General features: G+C 73.7%; 1 protein-coding gene. It reads right to left on the reverse strand.

The features are described from left to right. Nucleotides 1-2: 2 nt before the first annotated feature. Nucleotides 3-12,083 carry a type I polyketide synthase gene (locus tag OYE22_RS00790; RefSeq protein WP_277318557.1) on the reverse strand — a complete coding sequence of 4,027 codons (12,081 nt, stop codon included), beginning with the start codon at nucleotides 12,081-12,083 and terminating at the stop codon, nucleotides 3-5. Nucleotides 12,084-12,099 lie beyond the last annotated feature (16 nt).

The raw sequence follows: 12,099 nt of genomic DNA on the forward strand, positions 1-12,099 counted from the left end.
ATTCAGGACACGCCAAGTTCGTTGTCGATAAAGTCGAGGACCTGGTCCGCTGACGCGGAGTCCAGTCGCTCCACGGCGCTGCCCTCGTGCGCGGGCTTGCGTGCCGCCTTCCACTTCGCCAGCAGACTCTCCAGCCGAGCCGTCACCGCGCCGGAATCGCCGTCCTCCAGATCAAGCTGTATCAAGGTGCTCTCAAGCCGGGCCAAATCGTTGAGCACCGGATCGACGGCGTCCGGTCCGCTGGCGGGTCCGTCCGCGGGCGCGATCCGCTGGAGCAGGAACCGCGCCAGCGCGGTGGGCTCGGGGTGGTCGAAGACGAGGGCGGCGGGCAGCCGTAGGCCGGTGACGGCCGACAGGCGGTTGCGTAGTTCCACCGCCGTGAGCGAGTCGAAGCCCAGGTCCTTGAAGTTGGCCTCGGCGTGGACCGCGTCCGCGTCGGCGTGCCCGAGCACGGTGGCCGCGTTGTCACGGACCAGGGCAACCAGGGTGCGGAGCCGCTCGTCGGGGGAGAGTCCGGCCAGTCGGCTCGCCCAGTTCTCGGGTTGGCCGGCGCCGGCCGTCGCGGTGCGCCGGGCGCGGGTGCCGCCGCCGCTGGTGGCGGCCAGGGCGCGCAGCGAGGCGGGCAGGGTGTCGGTGGGTTGCGCGGCGAGCGCTCGGGGGTTGATGTCGGCGGCTACCAGGTGGTGGCCGCCGTGTTGGAGGGCCGCGTCCAGCAGGCTCAGGGCGTGTTCGCTGGTCATGGCGCCGATGCCGGAGCGGGCCATGCGGGCCAGGTCCGCTTCGGCCAGGTTGCCGGTCATGCCGCTGGCGTTGGCCCACAGCCCCCAGGCGATGGAGACGCCGGGCAGACCGAGTGCCTGTCGGTGGGCGGCCAGCGCGTCACAGAACGCGTTGGCGGCGGCGTAGTTGGCCTGCCCGGGGCTGCCGAGGGTGGCGGCCGACGAGGAAAAGAGGACGAACATGCCCAGCCGCAGGTCCCGGGTCGCGGCGTGCAGGTGGGCCGCGGCCGTGGCCTTGGCCGCCCACACCCGGGCCAGTCCGTCCGGGGTCTGCGAGGTGAGGACCGCGTCGTCGAGGACGCCCGCGGTGTGGATGACGCCGGTGAGGGGGTGGGCCGGGTCGATGCCGGCGATGAGGCCCTGGACGGTTGCCAGGTCCGTGACGTCGGCCGCCACCACCTGGGCCGATGCTCCGGCGGCGGCCAACCGCTCGACCAGTTCACCCGCGCCCGGCGCCTGCGGACCACTGCGGCTGACCAGCAACAGATGCCGCACCCGCCCCGTACGCGCCAGATGCTCCGCGACGAGGGCACCGAGGGTGCCGGTGCCACCGGTGATCAGGATTGTGCCCTCGGGGTTGAGGGTGGCCGGCACGTCCAGCACCAGCTTGCCCGTGTGCCTGGCCTGACTCAGATGCCGCAACGCCTGCCGCGCCCGCGCCAACGGCCACACCCGCGACGGCAGCGGAGTCAACACGCCACGGTTGAAGAGGTCACCGAGGGTGGCCAGCATCTGCCCGATCAGCTCCGGGCCCGCGTCGGTGACCAGGTCGTAGACCTGGTAGCGGGTTCCGGGGTACGCGGCCGAGACGGCCTCCGGGTCGCGGATGTCGGTCTTGCCCATCTCCAGCAGCCGCCCGCCGTCGGCGAGCAGCCGCAGCGACGCGTCCACGAACTCACCGGCCAGGCTGTTCAGGACGACATCCACACCACGGCCACCCGTCGCGTCCCGGATGGTGGACTCGAAGTCCAACGACCGCGAGTTGGCACGGTGCGCCGCGTCGATACCCATGCCCGCCAGCACCTCGTGCTTGCCGGGGCTGGCCGTCGCGTACACCTCCGCCCCCACGTGCCGCGCCACCTGCACCGCCGCCATCCCCACACCACCAGCCGCCGCGTGCACCAACACCGACTCACCCGCGACCAACCCACCCAACTCCACCAACCCGTACCAGGCGGTGAGGAAGACGGTGGGGACGGCAGCCGCCTCGTGGAAGGTCCAACCCTCGGGCACCGGCGCCACCATGCGGGCGTCGGTCAGGGCGATCGGCCCGAAGGCGCGGTCGAAGATGCCCAGCGCCCGGTCGCCGACGGCGACGTGGGTGACACCGGCACCGACGGCCGTCACGATGCCCGCGCCCTCGCCACCGAGCCCCACCTGGCCCGGGACCATGCCCAGGCTCAGCAGGGCGTCCCGGAAGTTGAGGCCGGCGGCGCGCACCTCGACGCGCACCTGTCCGGGGGCCAGCGGCTCAAGGACCTCCGGGCAGGGCACCGGAACGACGTTGTCGACGGTGGCCGCGCCCTGGAGCTCAAGGCGCCAGGCCCGCTCCCCGGCCGGCCCGACGATCCCGCCGCCGTCCGCGCCCGAACGCACCAGGCGGGGCACCAGGACGCGTCCGGCGCGCAGCGCCACCTGCGGTTCGTCAGCCGCGACGGCCAGCGCCACGGCCCGCGCGACGTCGGTGCCGTCGGGTGCCGGCGCGTCCGCGCTCTCGGCCACGGGGTCGAGGTCGAGCAGCAGGAAGCGTCCGGGGTTCTCCGCCTGCGCGCTGCGGATCAGGCCCCACGCGCCGGCGGCCGGCAGCCGCACCCAGGCGTCGGTGACGGCGCCGTCGTCGGGCAGCTCGGCCGCCGGGACGGCCCCTCGGGTGACGACGACGAGCCTGGCGTCGGCCAGCCGCGGTTCGGCCAGCCACTCCTGTGCCTGGCGCAGCAACCGCTGCGCCACGACGCGCCCCGCGTCGGCCGCGTCCTCCTCCGCGTCGCCGCCCACCACCGGGAGCAGCGCGACGGAGGGCACCGGCGCGCCGGCGTCCAGGGCGGTGGCCAGCGCTGCCACATCAGCGAAGTGCTCCGGGGCACCTTCGGAGACGCTCGCCTCGCGCAACCCGTACGGATCGTCCTGCCCCAGCACGGCCCAGGTGCCGTCGGTCGCGTCGGACGCGGGCGCCGCCAGGCTGGTCCACTCCAGCGCGAACAGGCCGTCCGCGCCCTGGCCACCCACGGCCCGCAACTGATCGGCGGTGGCGGCCCGCATCGCCAGCGACTCCACCGTCAACACCGGGGCGCCGACCGCGTCGACCACGGTCACCCGCAGGCCTCGTTCGTCCGTGGCCGTCTGCGGGTTCGGCGAGATGCGCACGCGTACGGTGGCTGCCCGCGCGGCCCACAGGGTCACGCCGTGCCAGGCGTACGGCAGCCAGACGCGCTCGGCCTCGGCCTCGGGCCGCGAGTCCGGTGCGAGCAACAGCGCCGCGTGCAGCGACGCGTCGAGAAGGGCGGGGTGAATGCCGAACCCGTCCCGCTCCCCCGCCGCCTCGGGCAGCTCCACCTCCGCGTACACGTCCTCGCCATCGCGCCAGGCGGCCCGCAACCCCTGGAACGCCGGGCCGTAGGCGTAACCCTCCGCGCCCACCCGCGCGTAGAACCCTCCGACGTCCACCGGCTCCGCGCCGGCCGGCGGCCAGACACCACCCAGCCCGGCGGGCTGCTCGGCGTCCTGCGGTGGCGGGCTCAGCACACCCTCCGCATGGCACACCCAGTCCGCGTCAGCGCCGAGGTCGGCGTCGCGATCGGGCCGGGAGTAGATCCGTACGTCGCGGCGCCCGTCGTCGAAGGCCGCGCTGACGGTGAGCTGGACGCGCAGGCCACCACTGGCCGGCAGCACCAGCGGCACCTGGAGCGACAACTCCTCCACACCCGCGCAACCCGCCTCGTCGGCGGCGCGCAGCGCCCACTCGGCCAACGCCGCGCCCGGCAGCAACGCCGACCCGGCCACCACGTGCTGCGCCAACCAGTCCCGATCGGCGGCCCCCGGCGCGAGCCGCCCGGTCAGCAGCAGCCCGCCGTCGGCCAACGCCACGGCGGCGGGCAGCAACGCGTGCTCGACACGCTGTAGGCCAGCGGCCCCCACGTCCCCGACCCTGTCGCCGAGGACCAGCCAGTAGCGCTCGCCCTGGAAGGCGTACGTCGGCAGCTCGACCGTCCGCGGCGGCGGGTCAGCCGGGAACCAGTGCGCCCAGTCCACCTCGCCCCCCGCGACGTGCAGCCTGCCCAGCGCCTGGGCGAACGCCCGCGCCTCCGGTTGCTTGCGGGACAGCGCCGCGACGGTCAGCGGTTGCGCACCACCCGTCGCCGCGTCCGCCTCGCCGTCCCGCTGGTCCAGGGTGTGTTGGGTGGCGGTGGTGAGGGTGGGGTCGGGTCCTATTTCGAGGTAGGTGTGGGTGGTGGGGGCGGTGTGGGTGATGGCCTGGTGGAAGTGGACGGGCTGACGGATGTGCTGCGCCCAGTAGGTCGGGGTGGTGATGAAGTCCGGGTCGGCTGGCAACCCGGTGAGGTTGCTGATCAGCGGAATGGTCGGCGCGTGGAAGGTGAGGGTGGTGAGGGTTTGGGTGAAGGGGTCGAGGATGGGGTCCATCTGGGGTGAGTGGAAGGCGTGGCTGACGGTCAGCGACCGTGCCTTACGGCCTTGTTGGGCCCAGTGGGTGCGGATGGTTTCGACGGCTTCGGTGGGCCCGGAGATGACGGTGTTGCCGGGGGTGTTCAGGGCCGCGATGCTGACCTGGCCGTCGTGTTGGTCGAGGTGGGGTTGGAGTTCTTCGGGGGTGGCGTTAATGGTGGCCATGGCACCACCGGGGGGCAGGCTGCCCATGAGGGTGGCGCGTTGGGCGACCAGGTGGCAGGCGTCGGGGAGGTCGAGGATGCCGGCGATGTGGGCTGCGGCGATTTCGCCGATGGAGTGGCCGATCACCGCGTCGGGTCGCACGCCCAGGGATTCCAGTAGTCGTGCCATGGCGACCTGGAGGGCGAACAGACCGGCCTGCGCGTAGGTGGTGTGATCCAGAAGACCGCCGTCGGGCCCGCCGGTGAAGACCGTGTCGCGCAGGGGGTGGTCGAGGTAGGGGTCGAGGAGGTCGCAGACCTGGTCGAAGGCCTGGGCGTAGAGGGGGAAGCGGTCATACAGCTCGCGGCCCATCCCCGCACGCTGGCTGCCCTGGCCGCTGAAGAGGAACACCGTGTCGCCGGTGGTGGGCCTGGTGGTGGGGGTGATGAGCGCGGGGTGGGTCCCACCCTCGGCCAGCGCGCGCAGGCTGGCCAGGAGCCCGTCACGGTCGTCACCCACGACAACCGCCCGATGCTCGAAGAGCGTGCGGGTGGTCAGCAGGGACCAACCCACTTCGGTCGGGGTGAGGTCGGGTGTGGCCGTCAGGCGGTCGGCGAGGGCCGCCGCCTGGCCGCGCAACGCCTCGGGGTCGCGGGCCGACAGCACCCAGGGCAGCGGGCTCTCGGCTTCCGGTCCGGAAACAGGTTCCGGCAGGTCGGGAGCCTGCTCCAGGATGACGTGGGCGTTGGTGCCCGAGGCGCCGAAGGACGATACGCCGACCCGCCGCGGGTGGGCGTTCCGCGGCCACCGCACCGGCTCCGTGAGCAGTCGTACGGCGCCGGCTTCCCAGTCCACGTGGGGCGTGGGCTCGTCGATGTGCAAGGACGGCGGGAGCACGCCGTGTTGCATGGCCTTGACCATCTTGATGACGCCGGCCACACCGGCAGCCGCCTGGGTGTGTCCGATGTTCGACTTCACCGAGCCCAGCCACAGCGGTTCGCTTCCCTGGCGCTCCTGTCCGTAGGTCGCCAGGAGTGCCTGTGCCTCGATCGGGTCGCCGAGGGTGGTCCCCGTGCCGTGTGCCTCCACGGCGTCCACCTCGGCCGGGGAGACACCCGCGTTGGCCAACGCCTGGAGAATGACACGCTGTTGGGAGGGGCCGTTGGGGGCGGTCAGGCCGTTGGAGGCGCCGTCCTGGTTGACCGCGGAGCCCCGTACCACCGCGAGGACACGGTGCCCGTTGCGTCGCGCGTCCGACAACCGCTCCAGCAGCAGCACCCCGACGCCCTCACCCCAGCCCGTGCCGTCGGCCGCCGCTGCGAACGGCTTGCACCGGCCGTCGGGGGCCAGGCCGCGCTGTCGCGAGAAGCCCGTGAACACATCCGGGGTCGCCATCACCGTCACGCCGCCCGCCAGCGCCAGGGTGCACTCGCCCTGGCGCAGTGCCTGGGCGGCCAGGTGCATCGCCACCAGCGACGACGAGCACGCGGTGTCGACGGTCACGGCCGGCCCCTCAAGGCCCAGCGCGTAGGCGACGCGGCCCGAGACGACGCTGCCCGAGCCGGCCAGCATCGCGTAACCCTCCAGCTTGGCGTCTCCCGCGCTCGACAGGCCCGCGGCGTAGTCGTGGTACATGACACCCGCGTACACACCCGTCGCGGAGCCCTTGAGCGACACCGGGTCGATGCCGGCCCGCTCCAGCACCTCCCAGGACGCCTCAAGGAGCAACCGCTGTTGCGGGTCGGTGGCCAGGGCTTCTCGCGGGTTCACGCCGAAGAACCCCGCGTCGAAGCGGTCCGCGTCGTACAGGAACGCGCCCTGCCGCGCGTAGCTCGTCCCCGGGTGGTCCGGGTCCGAGTGGAACAGCCCGGCCAGGTCCCAGCCCCGGGTCTCCGGGAACTCTCCCAGCACCGCGCGCCCGCCGGCCACCACGTCCCACAGGCCCTCCGGCGAGTTCGCGCCTCCCGGGAAGCGGCACGCCATCGCGACGATGGCCACCGGTTCGTCCGAGCCCGTCACGTCCAACACCCGTGCTGGTCCGGCCGACTCGCCGCCGAGCCGTGTGAGGAGGAACTCCGCCAGCACGCGCGGCGTCGGGTAGTCGAAGACCATCGTCGCCGGCAGCCGCAAGCCGCTGGCCGTCGACAGGCGGTTGCGCAGCTCCACCGCCGTCAGCGAGTCGAAGCCCAGCTCCTTGAACGTCGCCCCGGCCCGTACGTCGGACGCCGACGCGAAGCCCAGGACCACCGCGACGGCCTCGCGGACCACACCCACCACCGCGTCGAGCCGCTCGGCCTCGTCCAGGCCAGCCAGCCGCGACGCCAGGGCCGGCCCCTGGGCGTCGGCGTCGGTCGCCCTGCGTCGGGTGCGGGCGACCAGCTTGCGCAGCACGGAGGGCACGTCGTCGGCTCGGGAGAGCGCGCCGAGGTCCAGGTCCACGGCGACCGGCTGCGGGTCGGCGAGGCCGCAGGCCGCGTCGAAGAGTCGCAGCGCGTGCTCGCTGGCCATCGCGCGGATGCCGGAGCGCGTCATGCGCGCCAGGTCGGCCTCGGTCAGGTGGCCGGTCATGCCGCTGGCGTCGGCCCACAGGCCCCAGGCGATGGACACGCCGGGCAGGCCGCGGGCGCGGCGGTGCGCGGCCAGCGCGTCGCAGAACGCGTTGGCCGCCGCGTAGTTCCCCTGCCCGGCGCTGCCGAAGGCGGCGGCGGCCGAGGAGAAGGTGACGAACAGGCCCAGGTCCAGCCCCTTGGTGGCGGCGTGCAGATGTGCCGCGACCGCGGCCTTCGCCGCCCACACCGGCGCCAACCGCTCCGGCGTCAACGAGGTCAGCACGGCATCGTCCAGGACGCCCGCCGCGTGCACCACACCGGTCAACGGGTGCTCGGGGTCCACACCGGCGATCAGTTCGGCCACGTCGTCGGCGCGGGTCACGTCGCAGGCGACGATACGTACGGTCGCACCCAACTCGGCGAGCCGGGCGGCGAGTCCCTCGGCACCGGGGGCCTCGGTGCCGCGCCGGCTGGCGAGTACGAGATGGCCGACCCGCCAGTTCCGTACCAGGTGCTCGGCCACCAGACCACCCAGCATCCCGGTGCCGCCGACGACCACGACCGTGCCCTCGGGGTCGAGCGGGGACCGAGCCGCTGTCCGTGCCTCGCCCCGCGCCCGCGCCAGCCGCGGCACCAGCACCCGGCCGCCCCGCAGGGCGACCTGTGCCTCGTCGACGGCCAGCGCCGCGCGCAGCCCGTCCGCCACGCTCCCGACATCCGGCTCGGTGTCCGGCTCGGTGTCCGTCGGCTCCAGGTCGAGCAGGAGGAAGCGCCCCGGGTTCTCGGACTCGGCGCTGCGGACCAGGCCCCACACCCCCGCGCCGGAGGCCGCCACGTCCACACCCGGCCCGTCCGTCGCGGCGGCTTCGCCGGCCGCCACCGCGCCGCGCGTCACCACCACCAGCCGCGCGTCCGCCAACCTCGGCTCCGCCAACCAACCCCGCGCCAACCCCAGCACATCCTCGACCGCCCGCAACCCGGCGGCCGCCAGCCCCCCGTCGCCCTCCGGCCGCACGCCCACCAGTACCGCCGACGGCACCGGGCCGCCCTCCCCCACCGACGCCACCAGCGCGCCGAGGTCGCTCCACACCCGACCCGAGCCCGGCAACGCGTCGGCCAGTCCCCACACGTCGGGGCCCACGACCGCCCAGTCGGCCGGCTCGGCGTCCCGTACGCCATCGGGCGCCGGGACCCACTCCATGGTGAACAACCCGTCGGCCGCGCGCTCGGCGGCACCCAACTGGTCGGCCGAGGCCGGCCGGGTGACCACCGAGTCCACCGTGAGTACGGGGGCTCCGACAGCGTCGGCCACGGTCAGCCGCACGGCGCGCTCGTCGGCGGCTTCCTGCTGGTACGCGGAGAGCCTGACCCGGACCGTGCCGGCCTCGGCGGCCCACAGCGCCACCCCGTTCCACGCGAACGGCAGCCACACCTGTCCCTCGCCGGCGGCGGGGTCGGGGTCGGGGTCCGTCAACAGCAGCGCCGGCTGTAGGGCCGCGTCGAGCAGGGTGGGGTGGATGCCGTAGCCGGACCGCTCCCCCGCCGCGTCGGGCAACTCCACCTCGGCGTACACATCGGAGCCCTGCCGCCAAGCCGCCCGCAGCCCCTGGAAGGCCGGGCCGTATCCGTAGCCGGCGGCGGTGGTCCGGTCGTAGAACTCCGTCAGGTCAACCGGGTCAGCCCCGGCCGGTGGCCAGGTGCCGGAGAGTTCCTCGGCCCGCTCGGCGTCCGTCCCGGGCGGGCTCAGCACGCCTTCGGCATGGCACACCCAGTCCTCGTCGGCCGCGTCCCGCTCCGGGTGTGAGTAGACCCGCACGTCGCGCCGCCCGTCGTCGCTCGCGGCCCCGACCACCACCTGTACGCGTACCGCCCCGGACGCTGGCAACACCAGCGGCACCTGGAGCGCCAGCTCCTCGACGCCACCGCTGCCCACCTCGTCGGCCGCCCGCAGCGCCCACTCCACCAGCGCCGCACCCGGCACCAGGATCGTGCCGCCCACCACGTGCTCCGCGAGCCAGGAGTGCGACTGGGCGGACAGCCGCCCGGTGAGCAGGTGCACGCTGCCGTCGGCCAGCTCGACCGCGGCCCCGAGCAGCGGATGGCCCGCCGCGGTCAACCCCAGGTGGGCGGGATCGCCGCCATGGCCACCGGTTCCGTTCAGCCAGTAACGCTGGCGTTGGAAGGCGTACGTGGGCAGGTCCACGACGCGGGGCGTGGGGTCACTGGGGAACCAGCGCGTCCAGTCCACCGTGGCCCCGGCGGCGAAGGCCGCCGCCACGGACAGCACCAACTGCTCCAACCCGCCGTGCTCGCGGCGAAGAGTCGGTACGGCGGCGGCTTCGACCCCGGCTTCGTCGAAGGCTTCCTGGAGTCCGACGGTCAGGACGGGGTGGGTGCTGGCTTCGATGAAGACGCGGTGGCCGTCGGCCAGGAGCTGGCGTACGGCATCCGCGAAACGGACCTGCTCGCGCAGGTTAGTGACCCAGTAGGTGGTGTCCAGGGTGGTGGTGTCGATACGTTCGGCGGTGACGGTGGAGTAGAACGCCACCTCGCCCTGGGACGGGCTGATACCCGCCAACACCTCGTGCAGCTCGCCGGCGATCTCGTCAACCTGCGGACTGTGCGAGGCGTAGTCCACATCGATCAGCCGAGCCCGGCCGCCTGACGCCTCCAGCGCGGAAACGGCGTGCTGAACCTGCTCGGGCGGCCCGGAAACCACCGCCGACCCCGGCCCATTCACGGCCGCGATACCCACACCCGCCGCACCCTCACCAAGCCCGGCCAAGAACTCCTCAGCCTTGTCCTGGCCCAACGCCAGCGAGGCCATCGCCCCGCCACCGGCAAGGCGGCGCAGTGCCTTGCTCCGCAGCGCCACCACCTTCGCGCCATCCTCCAAGGACAGCGCACCAGCGACCACGGCCGCGGCGATCTCACCCTGGCTATGACCCACCACAGCGGCAGGCTTAACCCCCTGATCAGCCCACACCGCCGCGAGGGACACCATCACGGCCCAGAGCACCGGCTGCACCACATCGACTCGCCCAAGGTCAGCCGCGTCCACCCCGCCCCGCAACACCTCGGCAAGCGACCAGTCCACGTACGGCGCCAACGCCCGCTCACACTCACCCACCCGCGCCGCGAACACCGACGAGGACTCCAACAACCCCGCACCCATCCCCACCCACTGCGAACCCTGACCCGGGAAGACCAACACCGGGCCCACACCGGTCGGTGTGGTGGGGCGGCCGGGGTCCACGACCTGGGCGTGGGGTTCGGCGGCGGCCAAGGAGGTGAGGCCGGCGAAGAGGTCGTCGCGGGTTCGGCCGGTCACGACGGCGCGGCGGTCGAGTGTGGTGCGGGTGGTGGTCAGGGACCAGCCCACGTCGGTGGGGGTCAGGTCGGGCTGTGCTGCCAGGCGGGCGATCAGGGCCCGGGCCTGGGCGCGTAGCGCGTCGTCGCTGTGGGCTGAGATCACCCATGGCACCACGGTGTTGGCGGTCGGCGCCGCGTCGGCCGGGGTGGGCGCGGGGTCGTCGTGTGCGGGCTCGGGCTCGGGGGCCTGTTCCAGGATGAGGTGGGCGTTGGTGCCGGAGATGCCGAAGGCGGAGACGCCGGCCCGGCGGGGGCGCCCGGGGTTCCAGTCGACGGGCTCGGTCAGCAGGCGTACGCCGCCGCCGCTCCAGTCGACGTGCGGGGTGGGCGCGTCGATGTGCAGCGAGGCCGGGAGGAGGCCGTGTTGCATGGCCAGCACCATCTTGATGACGCTGGCGACGCCGGACGCGCCCTGGGTGTGTCCGATGTTGGACTTGGCCGAGCCGAGCCACAGCGGCTGGTCGTCCGGGCGGTCCTGGCCGTAGGTGGCGAGCAGGGCGTCGGCCTCGATGGGGTCGCCGAGCGTGGTGCCGGTGCCGTGTGCCTCGACGGCGTCCACCTCGGAGGTGGAGAGTTCGGCGTTGGCCAGCGCCTGGCGGATGACGCGCTGCTGGGACGGCCCGTTGGGGGCGGTGAGTCCGTTGCTGGCGCCGTCCTGGTTGACCGCCGAGCCGCGCAGTACGGCCAGGACGCGGTGGCCGTTGCGGCGGGCGTCGGACAGCCGTTCCAGGAGCACCATGCCGGCGCCCTCGGAGAAGCCGGTGCCGTCGGCGGAGGCAGCGAACGGCTTGCACCGGCCGTCGGGGGCCAGGCCGCGCTGGCGCGAGAACTCGGTGAACAGGTTGGCGTTGGGCATGACCGTGACGCCGCCGGCCAGCGCGAGCGTGCACTCCCCCTGGCGTAGCGACTGGGCCGCCAGGTGCATGGCCACCAGGGACGAGGAGCAGGCCGTGTCCACGGTGACGGCGGGGCCCTCGAGGCCCAGGGTGAAGGCGACCCGGCCCGATACGACGCTGAGTGTGTTGCCGGTGAGCAGGTAGCCCTCGGCGCTGCGCTCGATGTGCGGGGTGCCGAAGCCGAGGATGCCGGCGCCGGCGTACACGCCGGTGGGCGTGCCCTTGAGCGTGGCGGCGTCGATGCCGGCGCGTTCCAGGGTTTCCCAGGCGACCTCCAGCAGCAGTCGTTGCTGGGGATCCATGGCCAGGGCCTCGCGCGGGCTGATGCCGAAGAAGGGGGCGTCGAACTGGTCGGCGCCGTCCAGGAAGCCGCCGCGGCGGACGTAGCTGGTGCCGGGGTGGTCGGGGTCGGGGTGGTACAGGCTTTCCAGGTCCCAGCCCCGGTTGGTGGGGAACTCGCCGATGGCGTCGCCGCCCGTGGCGACCAGCTCCCAGAAGTCCTCCGGCGAGTCGATGCCGCCCGGGAAGCGGCAGGCCATGCTGACCACGGCGATCGGCTCGTTGAGGCGCTCCTCCACGTCGCGCAGCCGCTGCCGGGTCTCGCCCAGGTCGACCGTGACCCGCTTCAGGTACTGGCGGAGCTTGTCTTCCGTGTCCGACATCAGTTCTTGCTCCTCC

It is taken from the genome of Streptomyces sp. 71268 (genome assembly GCF_029392895.1).
GTDB lineage: Bacteria > Actinomycetota > Actinomycetes > Streptomycetales > Streptomycetaceae > Streptomyces.

What these genes read in the sequence shown, in the direction of transcription:
- OYE22_RS00790 (WP_277318557.1), bottom strand. Translation starts at nt 12,083, where the DNA reads ATGTCGGACACGGAAGACAAGCTCCGCCAGTACCTGAAGCGGGTCACG.